The sequence below is a fragment of the Winogradskyella sp. genome (assembly GCF_028282165.1).
Taxonomy (GTDB): Bacteria; Bacteroidota; Bacteroidia; order Flavobacteriales; family Flavobacteriaceae; genus Winogradskyella.
Genome location: NZ_JANQIM010000034.1, coordinates 104,346 through 122,913 on the forward strand (window position 1 = coordinate 104,346; position 18,568 = coordinate 122,913).

14 protein-coding genes and 2 tRNA genes are annotated in these 18,568 nt (G+C 33.9%); 10 read left to right on the plus strand and 6 right to left on the minus strand.

Annotated features, from left to right (window positions below; genetic code table 11):
• The first annotated feature begins 133 nt into the window (after positions 1 to 133).
• Positions 134 to 2,758, plus strand: coding sequence for an NACHT domain-containing protein (locus Q0972_RS14320; RefSeq protein ID WP_299366728.1), 2,625 nt, complete (start codon positions 134 to 136; stop codon positions 2,756 to 2,758).
• A gap of 92 nt (positions 2,759 to 2,850) precedes the next feature.
• Here Q0972_RS14320 and Q0972_RS14325 read toward each other — a convergent pair.
• The 3 genes from Q0972_RS14325 to mutS all read right to left on the minus strand — a co-directional run bounded on the left by Q0972_RS14325 (position 2,851) and on the right by mutS (position 5,885).
• Positions 2,851 to 2,935: transfer RNA gene (locus Q0972_RS14325), tRNA-Leu, on the minus strand.
• 169 nt (positions 2,936 to 3,104) lie between these two features.
• Positions 3,105 to 3,176, minus strand: a tRNA-Gly gene (locus Q0972_RS14330).
• 96 nt (positions 3,177 to 3,272) lie between these two features.
• Positions 3,273 to 5,885, minus strand: coding sequence for a DNA mismatch repair protein MutS (mutS, locus tag Q0972_RS14335; RefSeq protein ID WP_299366730.1), 2,613 nt, complete (start codon positions 5,883 to 5,885; stop codon positions 3,273 to 3,275).
• A 190-nt stretch (positions 5,886 to 6,075) separates the two neighbouring features.
• Here mutS and Q0972_RS14340 point away from each other — a divergent pair, with 190 nt between their 5' ends.
• Positions 6,076 to 6,615: an RNA methyltransferase gene (locus Q0972_RS14340; RefSeq protein WP_299366732.1), complete on the plus strand. Its 540-nt coding sequence runs from the start codon at positions 6,076 to 6,078 to the stop codon at positions 6,613 to 6,615.
• A gap of 72 nt (positions 6,616 to 6,687) precedes the next feature.
• Complete coding sequence (locus Q0972_RS14345) at positions 6,688 to 7,353, plus strand: class I SAM-dependent methyltransferase (protein ID WP_299366734.1); 666 nt, start codon at positions 6,688 to 6,690, stop codon at positions 7,351 to 7,353.
• A 125-nt stretch (positions 7,354 to 7,478) separates the two neighbouring features.
• Here the strand turns inward: Q0972_RS14345 and folK are convergent, their stop codons facing one another.
• Positions 7,479 to 8,609, minus strand: coding sequence for a 2-amino-4-hydroxy-6-hydroxymethyldihydropteridine diphosphokinase (gene folK, locus Q0972_RS14350; RefSeq protein ID WP_299366736.1), 1,131 nt, complete (start codon positions 8,607 to 8,609; stop codon positions 7,479 to 7,481).
• 258 nt (positions 8,610 to 8,867) lie between these two features.
• Here folK and Q0972_RS14355 point away from each other — a divergent pair, with 258 nt between their 5' ends.
• From Q0972_RS14355 to rpsU, 4 genes are all read left to right on the plus strand, one after another.
• On the plus strand, positions 8,868 to 9,572 hold the full coding sequence (locus Q0972_RS14355) for a queuosine precursor transporter (RefSeq protein ID WP_299366738.1): 705 nt from the start codon (positions 8,868 to 8,870) through the stop codon (positions 9,570 to 9,572).
• Between the two features lie 95 nt (positions 9,573 to 9,667).
• Positions 9,668 to 12,313, plus strand: a complete 2,646-nt coding sequence (locus Q0972_RS14360; RefSeq protein WP_299366740.1) for an AsmA family protein — start codon at positions 9,668 to 9,670, stop codon at positions 12,311 to 12,313.
• Positions 12,314 to 12,426: 113 nt separating this feature from the next.
• The gene (locus Q0972_RS14365) at positions 12,427 to 13,290 is read left to right on the plus strand and encodes an RNA polymerase sigma factor RpoD/SigA (protein WP_299366741.1); all 864 of its coding nucleotides are present in this window, start codon (positions 12,427 to 12,429) and stop codon (positions 13,288 to 13,290) included.
• Between the two features lie 78 nt (positions 13,291 to 13,368).
• On the plus strand, positions 13,369 to 13,563 hold the full coding sequence (gene rpsU / locus Q0972_RS14370) for a 30S ribosomal protein S21 (protein WP_299366743.1): 195 nt from the start codon (positions 13,369 to 13,371) through the stop codon (positions 13,561 to 13,563).
• Positions 13,564 to 13,647: 84 nt separating this feature from the next.
• Here the strand turns inward: rpsU and Q0972_RS14375 are convergent, their stop codons facing one another.
• Positions 13,648 to 13,899: a hypothetical protein gene (locus Q0972_RS14375; protein WP_299366746.1), complete on the minus strand. Its 252-nt coding sequence runs from the start codon at positions 13,897 to 13,899 to the stop codon at positions 13,648 to 13,650.
• 105 nt (positions 13,900 to 14,004) lie between these two features.
• Between Q0972_RS14375 and Q0972_RS14380 the strand changes: the two genes are divergently transcribed.
• A complete protein-coding gene (locus Q0972_RS14380) occupies positions 14,005 to 14,625 on the plus strand; it encodes a LysE family transporter (RefSeq protein ID WP_299366748.1) in 621 nt (206 codons plus the stop codon).
• On the opposite strand, the gene Q0972_RS14385 is transcribed toward Q0972_RS14380, so the two are convergent.
• Positions 14,622 to 15,410 (minus strand): DUF2797 domain-containing protein, encoded by a 789-nt coding sequence (locus Q0972_RS14385; protein ID WP_299366750.1) that lies wholly within the window; start codon positions 15,408 to 15,410, stop codon positions 14,622 to 14,624. The genes Q0972_RS14380 and Q0972_RS14385 overlap by 4 nt on opposite strands.
• Before the next feature lie 54 nt (positions 15,411 to 15,464).
• Here Q0972_RS14385 and Q0972_RS14390 point away from each other — a divergent pair, with 54 nt between their 5' ends.
• Positions 15,465 to 16,982 (plus strand): GH3 auxin-responsive promoter family protein, encoded by a 1,518-nt coding sequence (locus Q0972_RS14390; RefSeq protein ID WP_299366752.1) that lies wholly within the window; start codon positions 15,465 to 15,467, stop codon positions 16,980 to 16,982.
• Positions 16,983 to 17,128: 146 nt separating this feature from the next.
• A complete protein-coding gene (locus tag Q0972_RS14395; RefSeq protein WP_299366754.1) occupies positions 17,129 to 18,319 on the plus strand; it encodes a hypothetical protein in 1,191 nt (396 codons plus the stop codon).
• The last annotated feature ends 249 nt before the right edge of the window (positions 18,320 to 18,568 follow it).

The following is an 18,568-nucleotide window of genomic DNA, read 5'->3' on the forward strand; positions in this document are numbered from 1 at the left end:
TGATTTGAAAACTCCTGATTCTAGTTTTAATCACTTGTTAATAAGATTAAATGATAATACAAAGATTATTTAGGTATAGAACAACAAATAAGATTAATAGAACCGCTCAAGGATAAAATTAAAGACAAGTTAGATGAAAAACAATAGTTCAAATGGCAATGAACCAGAATGGTTGAAATTTGAAAAAGAAGTGGCTAAACTTTTTGAGCTATTCGGTTATGATCAAGTTATTCATGATGTAAAAATGGATGCAGGTCAATGTGATGTTTTGGCTATTTCAAATAAAAGAGATAGAGCAAATATCATTGCAGAATGTAAACTAAAAAGTAAGTCATCTTCTAAAGTTGGTATAGTAGATGTCCAAAACTTTATAAATAAAGTAAGTAACTACAGAAGTGAGGGGAAAATTGACCAAGGTTATCTAATAACAAATAATGGATTTACATCCGATGCAAAAGCGGCCATTAATGATAGAGTCAAAAACTTTGTTTTTTTACTTACCTATGATGAACTAATTCAGAGTCTATTATCTATTAAAAATTATTTAGAAGACTACATATACGAATACGACAAGAGTCGTGATGGTGATAAGTTTGTTGATTTAAAACTCATTAATACCACCACACTAAACGAAACAATCCTTGATTGTACACCAGGTGATCTAATAAAATCTAAAAAAGACAGCTGTTCATATCTAGTGGTTGATAAACAGTCCTTGTATCACAAAGAGCTAGAGTTACCTTTTATAGATTATTCTCATAGTAAATCCAACCCTAGTCTAAACATTGTAGATTTTTTAAAAGAGGAAAAAAGAATTGAAGAACTTCGTCTAAAATCACAAAATGATTATACCCGAAAAAAACTTGAGTGTCTGACAAATTCAGTTAAAAAAGTAGCAGCCAAAAAAAATGAAGAAATGCTACCGCATTTATTTATAAATGTTAAAGATCTTTTTTTAAACGAAAATAAATTGAGTCCAATAGAAGCGACAAGATTATTGTTGAATGATTGGGAGAAGTACGGAGGTGGAAGCGGCAGTAAGCTTAAGAGAAAATATAAATTAAGGTCAGAAATTCAGAGAGAAATCTTGGCTGATTTTAATACCAATTTAAAATTTGTATCATTAGAAAGCCCTAAGATTCATCCTTTTTTATCCAATTATCTCATTTATGTTTATGATAACCTAAATATACGTCGTAAAGATTTTCTTTCGGCAAGTGAGAATATTATTGAAGTTTTTGAATCAGATACTAGAACAATTCCAAAATTAAAACTACTAATTGAAGAACAAGCTTTTGATTCATTGAATGAGTTTTTACATTCCCATTCATCACAAATTCTTGTACTTATTGGAGATTATGGAGCTGGAAAGACAACAATCATTAAAAAACTAATGAGAACATTAGCTCAAGAAAAACTTAACAATAAAACTGACCCAAAACATAGAACACCTCTATATATAACACTTAAAGATTATAGTAAAGTTCCTGATATGCAAAGCCTAATAAAGCTTTTCTTGAGAGATAATGCAGACCTTGATGATGTTTCAATAAGAACTTTTAAAAAATTAAATGAACAAGGTCGTTTCGTTTTGCTTTTAGATGCATTTGATGAAATGCTCAAACAAGTCACAAAAGCAGATCGTCGAAGATGTTTCAAAGAAATATCCAACCTGGTCAATGAAAACTCAAAAATTATATTGACTGGACGACCCTCTTATTTCAATGACTACTTAGAGTTTAAAGAAAATCTTGAAATTTTAATCAATGACAATGATTTTCAAGATAAGAACCCTATTTCGTACGAAATAAGATGCTTACAACTGCTTGATGAAGAGAAGGTAGAAGAGTTAATAAAAAAGGTTATACCTAGTGACTCATCAAATATTCTTGATTTAATACTTGACAAACCAAATCTTATGGATTTAGCAAGAAGACCCGTTTTAGCAAACATGATTGCAAACAGCGGGAATGAACTAGTAAAGTTAGAATCAAAAGAGATTTCGGCCAGAGATATTTACAAAATTTACACAAATAAATGGGTTGAAATAGAGGAAGATAAGGGAGAGTTCAGAATATTAAATAGTTCAAAGAAAAAGCATACTTTTTTGCAATATCTAGCTATGCAAATGCATATTTCAGGTAATTGGCATATACACTACAGCGATTTAGATGAATCAATAAATAAGTATTTTGATCTTGATAATAATATTAAATTAGATCATTTCAGTCACGATATAAGAACTTGTTCTTTTCTTTCCAGAACAGACGATGGTTATTATTTTTTTATTCACAAATCTTTTATGGAGTACTTCATCGCTTGCGAATTTGTGCAACTGGAAAATTCGCCATTTTGTGAGTCTTTTTCAAATGATTTGACTCATGAGATTATTGATCTGCTAGATTTTAGTGCCCTTCCTGCTCATTTTAGTGATCTTTTGCATATCAGGCCTCATTTAGAAAACTGCCTGAGTGACATTATCGCATTAAAAAGTAAAATGGTGAAAGAATCATTATATGAAGAAGCCCGTTATTTTCGAGATGCCGAAAAAATAATTGAAGATACTTTGTCAAAATTCAACTCATTTTTTACAATGGAAAAATCAAATCATCTACAAGAGATGATGAAATGGCGGCAAGAATTAATTAATATTTACTCTTCATTAGACACACCTCAAAGGAATGAATTCAGATTTGTTATTCGTAAAAACTTTGAACACATAGACCTGAAATATAATATGAAATTTAATTTTGAGTAAGTGAAACAAAAATAATCGTACAAAAATCATACATTGAATGAACAAAAAAAACCGCAATCACTTAATTATTAATGAATTACGGTTTTTAAAAGTACTGAAGGCGGGACTTGAACCCGCACGGCCATAATGGCCATTGGATTTTAAGTCCAACGTGTCTACCAATTCCACCACTTCAGCATCCTAGTTGCGGACAGCAACTTAATTATATTATAGAGCGAAAGACGGGATTTGAATGCTGATGAAGCGTGCTTATCAGCATTCTGACATTTCTGCTAGAAATCGTCAGCACCACAATCCTCACTTTTATCAAACAAACTTTCCATCAACCCAGAATGTTTGATTTCTGAGCGAAAGACGGGATTTGAACCCGCGACCCTCACCTTGGCAAGGTGATGCTCTACCCCTGAGCTACTTTCGCGTAGTCTTCTAAAGAACTATTTCGCTTTAAAAGCGGATGCAAATTTAAACTATTTCTTAGAAATGCAAAGACTTTTTTGAAATAAATTGAAAGCGGCTAGGCTTGTTTTTTCTTCAACAACATCCGCTTTATTTCGTTAAGCTTCATAAGGGCTTCTACAGGGGTTAGCGTGTCAATATCAGTGTGAAGAATTTCATCCTTAATTTCTTCTAAAAGTGGGTCATCCAAATTAAAGAAACTCAACTGCATATCATCCTTAAGAGACTTTACTTTATCGGTCAATTCTTCACTAGAATGCGATTTTTCTAACTTAGAAAGTACCTTATTTGCTCGCCTAATGACTTGTTGGGGCATCCCTGCCATTTTTGCAACATGTATCCCAAAACTGTGCTCACTACCACCTTCAACTAGTTTTCTCACAAACAAAACATTGTCCTTAAGTTCCTTAACAGCAACATTAAAGTTCTTTATTCTCATAAAGGTTTCCGTCATTTCATTAAGCTCATGGTAATGTGTTGCAAATAAGGTTTTTGGTCGGGCAGGATGCTCGTGAAGATATTCGCTTATTGCCCAAGCAATGGAAATACCGTCATAGGTACTAGTACCTCGACCAATTTCGTCTAATAGTACCAAACTACGGTCGGAAATATTATTAAGAATAGAGGCCGTTTCATTCATTTCTACCATAAATGTAGATTCACCCATAGAAATATTATCACTCGCACCAACACGCGTAAAAATCTTATCCACCAAGCCTATTTTTGCCTCTCTTGCTGGCACAAAACTCCCTATTTGAGCCAAAAGGACAATCAAAGCTGTCTGCCTTAAAATAGCAGACTTACCAGACATGTTAGGACCGGTAATCATTATGATTTGTTGCGACTCCCGATCTAAACAAACATCATTAGCTACGTACGATTCGCCTAAGGGCAATTGTTTTTCAATGACCGGATGACGACCGTCTTTTATCTCTAGATCGAAACTATCGGTTATTTGCGGATGGTTATACTTGTTTAATTTTGCAAGACTAGCAAAACCACAAAGACAATCTAGCTGTCCAATCAGTTGCGCATTCTGCTGCACATTAACAATAAACTGATGCATCCATGTCACCAATTCGGCAAACAATTGTTGTTCTATAGCTAAAATACGCTCTTCTGCACCAAGTATTTTGGCTTCGTATTCCTTTAATTCTTCAGTAATATAGCGCTCTGCATTAACCAAGGTTTGCTTTCGCATCCATTCCTCGGGCACTTTGTCCTTATGTGTATTTCTTACTTCAATATAGTACCCAAACACATTATTAGAAGCAATTTTTAAGGATGGGATTCCGGTACGCTCACTTTCACGCTCTAACATACCATCTAGATAATCCTTCCCAGATTTCGATAATCCCCTTAATTCATCAAGCTCCTGTGAAAAACCTTCGGCAATGGTGTTTCCTTTCAATACATTTACTGGTGCTTCCTCATTTAAGGTCTGTTTAATTCTTTCGCGGAGCAGATCACAATTGTGCAAGTTTTCGCCTAGAATCTTTAAGGCTTCATTATTACAATTTTGAGCCAAAGCCTTAATTGGCACAATAGCTTCTAGTGAATTTTTAAGTTGAATAACTTCGCGTGGAGTGACCTTAGTCGTTGCAACCTTAGAAATCAACCGTTCAATATCACCAATATGCTTTATCTGTCCTTGAATCTTTTGAAGCACAGATTCATCATCAAACAAATACTGAACAACCTTATGACGTTGTTTTATCTTATCTGCGTGCTTTAGAGGCAGCGCTAACCAACGTTTTAAGGTTCGACCCCCCATTGCGGAGATGGTTTTATCAATAACATTAATAAGGGTTACGGCATTGGCATTGGCAGAATGATACAGTTCTAAATTTCTTATGGTGAATTTATCCATCCATACATAATCGTCGGTAGCAATACGAGAAATGTTAGTGATATGCTCTAATCTATTGTGTCGTGTTTCACTTAAATAGTGTAGTACCACACCAGCTGCAATGATACCTTCGAACAAATCCTCAACTCCAAATCCTCTCAGGGATTTCGTATTGAAATGCTTCGTCAACGACTCATGGGCATAATCGGCTTGAAAGATCCAATCTTCTAAATAAAAAGTGTGAAAATTGCTTCCAAAGATTTCAGAGAACTCTTTCTTATTTTTTTTCGATAGCAACACCTCACTTGGGTTAAAATTCTGGAGTAGTTTATCTATGTATTCCGCATCGCCTTGTGAGGTTAAAAATTCGCCTGTAGAGATATCTAAAAAAGATATACCGATATACTTTTTATCAAAATGAACGGCTGCTAAAAAGTTATTGGATTTTGAATGAAGAATATCGTCATTAAGTGCTACACCAGGTGTAACCAGTTCCGTAACACCACGTTTTACGATTTTTTTGGTTTGCTTGGGATCTTCTAGCTGATCGCAAATGGCAACACGCTCCCCAGCCTTAACCAACTTTGGCAAATAGGTATTTAAAGAATGGTGTGGAAAACCAGCTAGCTCCGTTTCACTTTCGCTACCAGCACCCCGCTTGGTCAAAATAATATCTAAAATCTTGGCGGCTTTTACGGCATCACTACCAAAGGTTTCGTAAAAATCGCCTACCCTAAAAAGCAATAACGCATCCGGATACTTTGCCTTTATGGCATTGTATTGCTTCATTAATGGTGTTTCTTTTTTTACGGATTTAGCCAAGAGTTTTGTTTATTTTTGTCGCGTTAGATATCGGAATTGTAAAATTGCTAATGTAGCCAAATAGCCTTGTTTTATAAAGTGAAAAATTAAGAAGTTATCTACAATTAACGCTAGATTTCAACAATCGCAATTAGCATTCTAAATAAAGTATAACATAAAATAGATTCCTGCCTACGCAGAAATGACAACTATGAACAGAAAACTAAAAAACAGCGAATTAGATCGTCTCAACGTTTCTGAATTTAAACAAGCCAAAAAGTCACTAATAACTATTGTATTGGATAATATTCGCAGTCTTAATAACATTGGTTCGGTATTTAGAACCAGTGACGCTTTTTTAGTTGAGAAGATTTACCTCTGTGGCATTTCAGCCCAACCTCCTCATAACGATATAAGAAAAACAGCACTGGGCAGCACCGAAACTGTGGATTGGGAATACCATGAAAATACGTTTGAAGTTATTGAAAAACTAAAGTCTCAAAATGTTACTGTCTGTGCTATAGAACAAACCGAAAATGCGACTAGGCTCAATGATTTTGAACCTCAGCCAGACACCAGATATGCCTTTATTTTTGGCAATGAAGTTAAAGGAGTTTCCCAAGAGGTGGTTAGCGCCAGTGATCTAGTTATTGAAATACCACAATATGGTACCAAACATTCCTTAAATATCTCTGTAAGCGCTGGTGTTGTAATTTGGGATGTGTTTTCGAAGTTAGAAAAGCCCATCTAATTTTCCCAGAGGTAGGACTTGTAATATGGCTGTTATTCCTGCTTTCGCAGGAATAACAAATAGTAATAGTGTATGCAGAAGTTGAAAAAGAAAATAAAAACACCATGGCCAACAAAAAATGCCATGACCCAAATTTACGATAAGCATCTCTGGGGCGGAAACGACTTCGATTTCTATTCTGGTGAGGGCTCTCATCATCCAGATATTGTAAAACCTTATGTTGAAACAGTTACTGCATTTTTAAAATCGCATCAAAAAAACTTATCCGTTTGCGATTTGGGCTGTGGTGATTTTAATATTGGTAGACAATTAGCACCATACGCTTCAAGTTACATTGCCGTTGATATTGTTAAAGATCTCATCGAAAGAAACAAGACATTATTTAAAGCAGCAAATTTAGAATTTCGCTGTTTGGATATTGCAAAGGATAAACTACCAAAAGCAGATTGTGTAATTCTTCGACAAGTGCTTCAACATTTATCTAATAAAGAGATTATAAGCATTGTAAAAAAACTCTCCAACTACAAATACATTATTCTTACTGAACACATACCAAATGGTGATTTTACACCAAATATCGATATCATTTCTGGGCAAGGAACCAGATTAAAGCACAATAGTGGTGTTAGTGTATTGAAAGCTCCTTTTAATTTAAAAGTGAAAGAAGAAACGATTCTGAATGAGGTGGTTTTTGACCATAGAAAAGGACGTATTTTGACTTTTCTTTATACCATGTAATTTGTCCGTGTCGTTTCAAGCTCAAGCAAGAAATTTCATGTTGTTTTGCTCGAAATAGTTCTGTGAGATTCCTAGTCGCTCTCCCGATAGCTATCGGGACTGCTCTGTCGGAATAACAGAAAATATCATGAAATTATCTCATTCAAAATCCACAAATAATCCTCGCGGTTTTTTATAAAATCACGCTCAGAGATATCAATAATCTTTACATTAAGCTCGGTTTGGGATTTTAAGAATTCTAAATAACCTGCGTTGATTTTTTCTAAATACTCATCTTGGATATCTTCCTCATATTTTCGGCCTCTTCTTTTAATATTTTCCTGTAATCGTTCTGTATTTTGGTAGAGGTAGACGTATAAATCTGGTCGTGCAATATCTTTATAGACCTGATAAAACAATTTGCGATATAATCTAAATTCATCTTCGGGCAAAGTGACTTTAGAAAATACCAAGGATTTATGCACATCATAATCGCTCACCATAAAATCCTTGAACAAATCTAACTGTGACAAATCATCACTGATCTGTTGGTAACGATCTGCCAGAAAAGACATCTCTAAAGTAAATGCGTAACGCTCTGGTTCCTTATAAAACTTAGGCAAGAAAGGATTATCAGCAAAACGCTCTAAAATCAATTTAGCATTAAAATCTTGGGATATTTTAGTCGCCAAACTGGTTTTACCTGCACCTATATTGCCTTCAATGGCTATAAAATTGAATTTACTAAAATTATAATGTTTCTTCGGGTTTTTTAACCAGATTTTAATGGGCTCTATTTCTGAATCATCTTCACTTTCTTGCAACAATTCAGAAATCGACTTGTCTAGCTTAGGATGTTTTAAATCTTTCGCAATATCTTGAAGGGGTTGCAACACAAATTTTCGATGATGTAATTCAGGATGTGGAATAACTAAGTTCTTCTCCTCAATAAGCTCATTAGCATAAAACAAAATATCTAAATCAATCTTTCGCGATTCATAAGAATCTTTTTTTTTCTTAGCAATTCTTCCTAAATCAAGCTCAATTTTCTTTAATGTTTTAAGTAATGTTTTTGGCTTTAACTGAGTTTCAATCTTAATGCAGGCATTAAAAAAATCTTCCCCCTCAAAACCCCAAGCAGGTGTTTTATAAACTTTTGAAATCTTATGGACTACACCTACCTTCTGAAAAATAGCATCTATGGCCAACTGCAAATACTGCAATTTATTGCCTTTGTTACTTCCTAATGCGATATAGACAGGTTTAGTAGAAATCATGTTTTTATAAAGATCCCGCTATTCAGCGGGATTAGTTATTCTAGAATTTTGAATGGTCGCTGAACAACGTTTCAAAATTCTGAACGCTCTAACAAAATAACTAAAACAAACCGACATGTTAAAAATAATTATCACTCTACAGCAAAATGCTTGTTTTTTAACATCAAAGGTTCCATCTAACAGTTTAAAGGCAATAAATATGAAAAGATGAATTATTAATAGATTATCTTTACATCAACAATTTATCAACGGTTTTCAATGTCAGTTAAAGACAAGCTTTTAGCACAACGCATATATCTTTTGCTTGGTGCGCTTTTCATCACTTCTTTAGTAGTTTCCAACTTAATTTTTCAAAAGTTTTTTTATTGGTATCCTGTAGATGTCGAAATTTTTGGCAGTAAACTTTTTGAGATCTCTGTTGGTATCCTACCATATCCAATTACGTTTTTAATAACGGACTTAATTAGTGAGATCTATGGTAAAAAGCGTGCTAATGATATTGTTGTTGTTGGGATTTTCGCTTCTGTTTTTTCTTTATTAATCATCTATGTGGGATCTCAAGTTCCTTCAACGTCATGGTCTTATGTAGACGATAAAATGTTCAATACCGTTTTTGGCAACTCTGCTATTGCTGTATTTGCAAGTATGCTTACCTACCTTTTTGCTCAGTTTGTTGATATTCAAATTTATCACTTTTGGAAACGCTTAACCAAAGGCAAACATTTATGGCTTCGCAATAATTTTTCTACATGGTTTTCCCAGTTCGTAGATACGTTTACAATTGTATTCTTATTATGCTCTTTTGGCATTATAGATTGGGAAAATTTTAAAGGTTTATTGCTTAGTGGTTTCTTATTTAAAGTTTTCGTTGCAGCTCTTGATACGCCATTTCTGTACCTAGGTGTTTATGCCTTTAGAAAACGCTTTAAACTCAAGGTGAATGAAGAAATTGATCTGATTTAATTGTTATTAAATTATTAAAATCATTATAAATTTTAATAACTGTACAACTTTTCTTATGAATTTTACGTATAATTCATAAACCAAGTTTACCTGTTATGAAGAAATTTTTCAAAATTATCGGAATCCTTTTACTCCTTTTCATTGCTATTCTCATTACAATTCCATTTATATTAGAATCTAAAATAGATACTATAGTTCAGAATTATGCCGATGAAAATCTAGATGCAGACCTAAGTTTTAACGATATTAGCCTTAGCCTTATCAGTAGTTTCCCCAAGGCTGAAGTTAGCGTTGAAAATCTTCAAATTGTCAACAGAGCGCCTTTTAAGGGCGAAACTTTAGCAACTGCCAAATTATTGTCTTTTGAAATGCCCATTAGTGCACTGTTTAAAGGTCCTGAAGAACCTTTAACGGTAAACGAAATTATAGCAGATGAAATGCTTCTGACCTTAAAAACCAATAAAAACGGAACTACTAACTACGATATCGTTAAAAGTAATGATGACGAGGTTTTAGAAAAACAGGATAGTACATCTTCGGGTTTTAGTTTTGACATCAAAAATTATGAGCTCAACAATAGCGCCTTTACATATATAGACGAAGCTTCAAACACAAGTCTTTATGCTACCGAAATTAATCACAACGGTAAGGGTATTTTCTCTGGTGAACAATCTGAATTAGACACTAATACCGAAGCTAGAATAAGCATGTCCATTGATAGTACAGAATATCTCAGCAATAATATTATAAAGCTAGATGCACTTCTTGGAATGGACTTAGCGCAAAACAAATATACTTTTAAAGAAAATAAGGGCTATATCAATGCGCTACCACTAGAGTTTGATGGGTTTATACAAATGCTTGAAGAAGGCCAACAACTTGATATTACCTTTAAAAACCCTGAATCATCTTTTAAGGATTTTTTAGCTGTTATCCCAAAAGAATATGCTAAGAATATTGAAGACGTTAATACCACAGGAAACTTTACGGTTAGTGGTATTGTAAAAGGGTTGATTTCTGAGGAAACCATTCCGACCATAGATATCAATATGCGTTCGGATAATGCCTCATTTAAATATCCCGATTTGCCAAAGCATGTTGAAAACATTATGATAGACGCATCCATAAAAAACACAACTGGTAAGGCTGATGACACTTATGTAGATTTAAATCAACTAGATTTTAAGATAGATCAGGATGTCTTTAAGTCCGAAGCACATATTAAAAACTTAACAGACAACATGCTTGTAGATGCCAATTTAGATGGTGTTTTAAACTTGGCAAATATCACCAAAGCTTATCCTATAGAACTAGAGAATCAACTAAGCGGAATCTTAAAAGGTAAACTCAACACAACTTTTGATATGGATGCCATTGAAACCAATGCGTATCAGCGCATAAAAAATAATGGTAGTATTTCGATCTCTGATTTTATATTTTCATCTGAAGATATCGTAAACCCTATACAGATCAATAATGCAGACATGACTTTTAAACCTGGAACAGTAAGTTTAAATAGCTTTGATGCCCAAACCGGACAAAGTGATTTTTCAGCCACAGGAACTATAAATAACTTGCTAGGATTTTTGTTAAGCGACAAAAAGCTACAGGGTAGTTTTGATGTTAATTCGAATACGTTTGCTATTTCAGATTTTATGGTTGAAGACGAATCTGCAACGGAAGTCTCTAACAAAACTACTTCTGAAGACGAATCCCTAAAAATTCCTGACTTTTTGGATTGTGCTATTACGGCAAATGCCAAAACAGTGATTTACGACAATCTTAATTTGAAGAATGTAAAAGGTCGATTATTGATAAAAGATCAAAATGCCAAACTTGAGAATATGACGACCGACATTTTTAATGGTCAACTCGGTATATCTGGTAATGTAAGTACAAAAGAAGCTAAGCCCAAGTTCGATATGCAATTGGCCATGCAAGAGTTTGACATTTCGCAATCGTTTAAAGATTTAGAAATGTTAAAAGCTTTAGCCCCTATAGCAAAAGTGGTACAAGGAAAACTAAACTCTACTATTGATGTTAGTGGTCTATTAGATGAGACCTTTTCTCCTGATTTAACAACCATTTCTGGCAATGCTCTTGCTGAGATATTAACTTCTAATATCGATGTATCTAAAAGCCCTTTACTTTCTGGATTAGACAACCAATTAAATTTTATTGACTTTAAAGAATTACAAAACGATATAAAGACCAAATTGAGTTTTGATAACGGTCAAGTTTCCCTTCAACCGTTTACTGTCAATTATAAAGACATTCCAATTGAAATTTCGGGGATGCACACCTTTACAAATAATATGCAATACGATATTGCTTTTCAAGTACCTGCAAAATATTTAGGAGGCGAAGTGAATCGTCTTATCGGTCAAATAAATGACGAAGATGTTAATAGTATTTCGATACCTGTAACTGCGAATATCAACGGAAGCTTCTCTAGCCCTAATATTTCTACAGACTTAACAAGTGGTGTTTCGGACCTTACAAAACAATTGGTAGAAATTCAGAAACAAAAATTGTTGGGTCAAGGCAAAGACCAAATCAATGATTTATTAGGAGGTTTCTTGGGAGGAAACTCAACAACTACTAAAACAGACTCAATTTCGAGCAACAAGGACCAAAAGGATTCTCTTAAAGAAGGCGTAAATTCTGTTTTAGGCGGGATTCTTGGTGGAAAAAAGAAGAAAAAAGACAAAAAAGCCCAAGATTCCACTAAAAACAACTGATTTTATATTAAAACTGATTGGTTTTTTCTAGTTTTTGTCAATAATTGATCTTTTTCCTTGTTTTTCTTAATAATTAAGTTATAATGTAGATTCATAATTTTTAAAAATTCTACATGAGGCAACTTAAGATTACCAAGCAGGTAACTAACAGAGAAGACAAATCCCTAGACAAATACCTACAAGACATCAGTAAAATTCCGTTGATAACTGCAGAGGAAGAGGTGGAATTGGCGCAACGTATTAAACAAGGTGATCAAGAAGCTTTAGACAAATTAACTACTGCAAATTTAAGATTTGTGGTGTCGGTTGCAAAACAATATCAAAATCAAGGGTTAAAACTCCCAGACCTGATCAATGAAGGTAATGCCGGTTTGGTAAAAGCAGCACAGCGTTTCGATGAAACCAGAGGTTTTAAATTTATTTCTTACGCTGTTTGGTGGATTAGACAAGCCATCTTACAAGCATTGGCTGAGCAATCTAGAATAGTACGATTGCCCCTTAATAAAATTGGTACTATTAATAAGATCAATAAAACTTATTCTCACCTAGAGCAAATTTATCAACGACCTCCAAACGCTGAAGAAATTGCAAGAGAATTGGATATTAGCACTAAAGAAGTAAAGCAATCCCTAAAAAATTCAGGGCGTCATTTATCTATGGATGCACCACTTAAGGAGGGCGAGACATTTAGTCTTTATGATGTAGTAAGCGAAAGTGAATCCCCTAGGCCTGATAAAGATCTAATGAAAGCATCATTAAATACCGAAATAGAACGTGCCTTAGACACATTAACACAAAAAGAAAGTGATGTTATCCGTCTAAATTTTGGCATTGGCAATCAACCACCTATGACCTTAGAAGAAATAGGGAGCATGTACGATTTAACCCGAGAACGTGTAAGGCAAATAAGAGAGAAAGGCATAAGACGATTGCGCCATGCTAGTAAAAGTAAAATTTTAAAGACGTATTTAGGTTGATTTATTTTTTATTTTCAAATAGTTAGACTATATTTGCCGACCATTTGCAAGAATTAGACAATAAAAAAACATTGATAGATGATTAAAATCGAAATCAAAGAAGGAGAAAACATAGAAAGAGCTCTTAAGCGTTACAAGCGTAAGCACAGAAATGTACAGATTATGCAGAACTTAAGAGAGTCTCGTTATTTCACTAAACCATCTGTTAAGAGAAGAAGAGAAATCCAAAAAGCGCAATACATTCAAAGCTTAAGAGATCAGGAGAACATCTAAATAGCCTAAGCTTTGTATTTACATATATGAAAGAGCAACGTAATGTTGCTCTTTTTTTGCTCCTACTAATCTAAATCTACTCCTCTACCTAAATTTTTCGTTTTCTGCCTTAATATCCAAAGGTTCTATAGGACGATCTTCGTAAAAATGCTCAAAGGTTTTGTTAGTACTATAGTTATCGGTCAATACTTTATACACCATAACAACCACGAGGATTTGCCCAATGACCGTTAAATAAAATACCCAGTTAAAAGGAAAGTCCATGGCGCACATTATGGTAATGGTTATTAAAAGTAATGTTGTAATGTACACATAAAGAAATGGTGAAGTCTTCATTATAGTTTTTGTTTAAAGTTAAATAATAAAGGTTGAACAAAATAATTTTTAACTCAAAGCTAACATTAACTGTAAGGATATTTTTCTCGAAACTACTAATGGTTCATGATTCTTATTTACTTACTCATTGGCATTGTAACAGCTATTCTAGGTGCTTTACCATTAGGTGCTACAAATATTGCTGTAATCAATACTACAATAAGGCAGAATGCTAGGCAAGCATTTAAAATTACCTTAGCAGCGGGGTTTGCAGAAGTTATATTATCATACTACGCTTTGCATTGTAATATGACGGTTAGAAGTTTTTTTGACTCCAACCTTTGGGTTCAAGTCTTAATAGCCATATTACTATTGGGCATTGGCGCATTACTCTTTTTTAGATCGTCAAAAAAGAAATCTAAAAAACACATCATAAAAACTTCAAAGTATCTTACGGGATTCTTGCTAGGTCTGTTTAATCCTCCTGTATTGATTTATTGGTTGGTTATTTACGGTATAATCAACAACTATTCAATAAACCTAAGCATTGAATCATCAATTTTGGTATTGTTTTTATTCTTCTTTGGAGTGTACATTGGAAAACTACTGACCCTACATGTTTACAGTAAATTCAGTCTAGTCATCAAACAAAAGTTCGAAAACATAAATACCGTAATTAATAAAGTCACTGGGAGTTTGCTTTTCTTTATTGGCCTAGTGAATGTATTTAAACTATACCTTATCTAAACAGTTAATTCAACAATCAAGCCTTCATTAGCTCTAACATTAAAAACAGTATCGTCTTCAAAGATAAGATACTGCCCTTTTATGCCAACAAGCTTGCCTGTGTATTCAATCTGCTTTTTTAAATTTAAACTATTCGGTTTTTCAGGATATTGTTCTACTGGGAACTGAAGATGTGTTTCAGAATTGCTTTCTATAAAATAGTCTTTTACTTCTTCTGGAATAAATTCTTGCAAATTACTTCTCCATTCTAAAAGATCAACATCTTCAATGTCATTTTTCAACATCTTTCTCCAGTTGGTTTTATCTGCCACGTGATCTTTTAAGGCTACTTCTGTAATACCAGCAAGGTATCGATTAGGCACCTCAACTATCTCTATGGCTTCGTGAGCACCTTGATCTATCCATCTCGTAGGTACTTGACTTTTTCTGGTTACGCCCACTTTAACATTACTAGAATTAGCCAAGTAGACAATATGTGGTTGTAACTGTGCTTGCTTTTCATATTCCAAGTCTCTGTCCTCTATCCCCAAATGAGCCTTACTTAACTCTGGTCGCATAATCCACTCACCTGCTTCAGGTTTTTCAAAAAAACACGACTTGCAAAAACCTTGTCGATATAAAGGACGCCCTAAACCGCAAATACACTCCTCACCTACTTTTTTAAGTGTTATAGGTTTATTTAGTAACTGATTCATATGAATGAAGTCATTCTCAAAAACCAAATAATACTGGATTGGCTCTAAGAACTCGGTCTGCATTTTCATTAAAACACCTTTATACAGCATAAAAGAATTTTAGTATTTTTAGCGTTAATTATTTAGTGTAAATATAGCTAATCCATGCCAATTCCTATTGTAAATTCTATTGCTTCATGGTTTTTAAAAAAACGATTTCATCAAATTGAGCTGTTTCTAAAATACCCTAATGAAGTACAAAACGAATTGCTTTTCAGTCTTTTAAAATTTGCCAAGGATACTGAAATAGGCAAACAGTACGATTTTGCATCTATTAAAACTTATAAAGAATTTAATGACCGTGTCCCTTTGGTTAGCTACGAAGAGATTCAATCACAAATTGAACGTTCACGAAATGGAGAACAAAATATCTTTTGGCCCAGACCTATAAGATGGTTTGCCAAATCTAGTGGCACGACTGATTCTAAAAGCAAATTTATACCTGTTAGCACCGATTCTTTAGAAGACTGCCATTATGCAGCTAGTAAAGATTTGCTATGCATGTACCTAAATAACAATGAAGAATCTCAGTTGTTTACAGGAAAAAGTTTACGATTAGGAGGCAGTAAGGAACTATATAAGGAGAACGGAACTGTATTTGGTGATCTTAGTGCTATACTTATTGACAATATGCCCTTTTGGGCAGAATATAGTAGTACTCCCAGCAGCAAAGTATCACTAATGAGCGAATGGGAAACTAAAATGCAGGCGATTGTTGAAGAAACCATAGAAGAGAATGTTACTAGTCTTGCTGGTGTTCCTTCGTGGATGCTTGTTCTACTTAACAATGTATTAGACAAAACTGGAAAAGATAATCTATTTGATGTTTGGCCAAATCTCGAAGTATATTTTCATGGCGGTGTAAGTTTCAATCCATATATAGAGCAATACAGAGCCATATTGCCCAAAAAGGAATTTAAGTATTATGAAATATATAATGCTTCTGAAGGCTTCTTTGCCATTCAAGATCAGAATTACTCAGGCGATTTGTTACTTATGCTAGATTATGGCATTTTTTACGAATTCATCCCAATGGATAGCTATGGCAATGAACAACAGAAAGTGATTCCACTAAGTGAGGTAGAACTCAATACCAATTATGCCATAGTGATTACTACAAATGCTGGTCTATGGCGTTATAAAATTGGTGATACTATACGTTTTGTAAGTTTAAAGCCACATCGCATAAAAGTGACTGGCAGAACAAAACACCACATCAACGTTTTTGGTGAAGAGCTAATCATTGAAAATGCCGAGGATGCTCTTAAAAAAGTATGCAAGAGAACTTCTGCAGAAATTGTAGATTACACAGCTGCGCCAATATTTATGAAAGGGAAAGAAAAAGGAGCGCACGAGTGGATCATAGAATTTAAAAAGCCACCCGAAGATTTATCCTATTTTGAAGAGCTTTTTGACAATGCGCTTAAATCACTCAACTCCGATTATGAAGCAAAGCGGTATAATAATATGACGCTTAACAAACCAAAAATCCACTGTGCTAGGACCAATCTTTTTTATGATTGGCTGAAAGAGCGTAACAAACTTGGCGGACAGCATAAAGTTCCACGTTTATCAAATACCAGAGATTATATTGATGAGTTGTTGCGTCTAAACAATGCTTAACTTTAACATAATTACAGCCAAGAAATTTGAGTTTTCTTAATAATTATCGGAAAAAAGTGAATTTAATCTAAAAAAAATGATAAAAATTCACAGCTCACAACTATGTTAGTAACTTGGTAATGTAATTAATCCATAATCCCTACATTATGAAAGCTACATTGCATGTGCTGCTTACAGCATCATTGTTTTGTTCCTTCTTATCGTTTGACAAAACAGACCCCGTAAAAGATAAAATTAAAGATTCTAATAAAAGCGGTTATACCTATACCGTGAATGTTTCGAAGATTAATTCCAAATATTCCGAAATTGCTTGCACAACCTTTAGAAAAAAGTTGGTTATCGTATCGTCAAAAAGAATTGGTGCCCTAGGTAATGGTGTTGATCCATTAACCAAAGAGCCTTTCACTGATTTGTTTTGTACAGATATTAAAGCCTATGGTGAGTTATCACAGCCTTTGTTGTTTAGTAGAATCTTAAATACTAGAGCCAGTGAGGGGCAAGTAGCTTTTTCGCCAGATGAACATACCATATATTACACACGTAGTGAACGTAACAATTCTCTAAACTATAAGTTGTACAAAGCCGAATTGGAAAAGGACTCTTACGGTAATTGGATTAATGAACAAGTATTATCTATTAGCAGCAATAATCATTCTATTGAAAATCCACATGTCACCGAAGATGGAAAATACTTATATTTTTCATCGAACATGGAAGGCAGCTATGGTGGTTTTGATATTTATAAAGCCGAAATCTTTAAAGACGGAACTTTAGGACAACCCGAAAATTTAGGTAATGTCGTCAACACTGTTGATGACGAAAAATATCCGCACACAGCCAAAAACGGAAAAGAATTGTTTTTCTCATCAAAAGGCCATAGCAGTATTGGTGGCTTTGACATCTTTATTTCAACTGTTACCAATTCTAATTATAAAACACCTAGAAGTTTAGGAGATTCGGTTAATTCTGAAAAAGATGAAGTAGGATTTATATTTATAGACAATAGAAAAGGGGTGTTCTCATCTAATAAAGATAATAAGAACAATGCTTTTAATCTATACAGGTTTCAATCAAGAGAAATCTATAATTTGCTTAAAGGTATCGTTATTTCCGAAGAAGATAAAATACTTCCCAATTCTACTGTTATCCTCTTAGATAGTGATGGCAATGAAATTGAAAGACAAATTACCAATAAGGACGCCACTTATAGTTTTAAAATAAAGCCATATCAAGACTATCAGATTAAAGTGTTAAAACCAGGGTATGCAGATTATACACTGAGTTTTGAGTCTGAAGAAAGAGAGCTCAATGCCATATTGAAACTTTTGGCTAAATAGGTCTCTTAGGCCTTTGCCTTTTAACGAGAAAAAACGCCTTGAATTTTCATACAACGATATTTAAAACGTCTTTAACCAAAATCTTGATAAAAATCGCTTAACTCAAAAAGTTGATTCTATTTTAGCAGTAAATAAATGTGCTACAATTTTATTCTAACTTATAAACAATATTGCCAGCAATATTAATTTAATTTAATCCCTAACAATAAAAAAACCACAGATTCTCAATTTAGAATTTGTGGTTTCTTT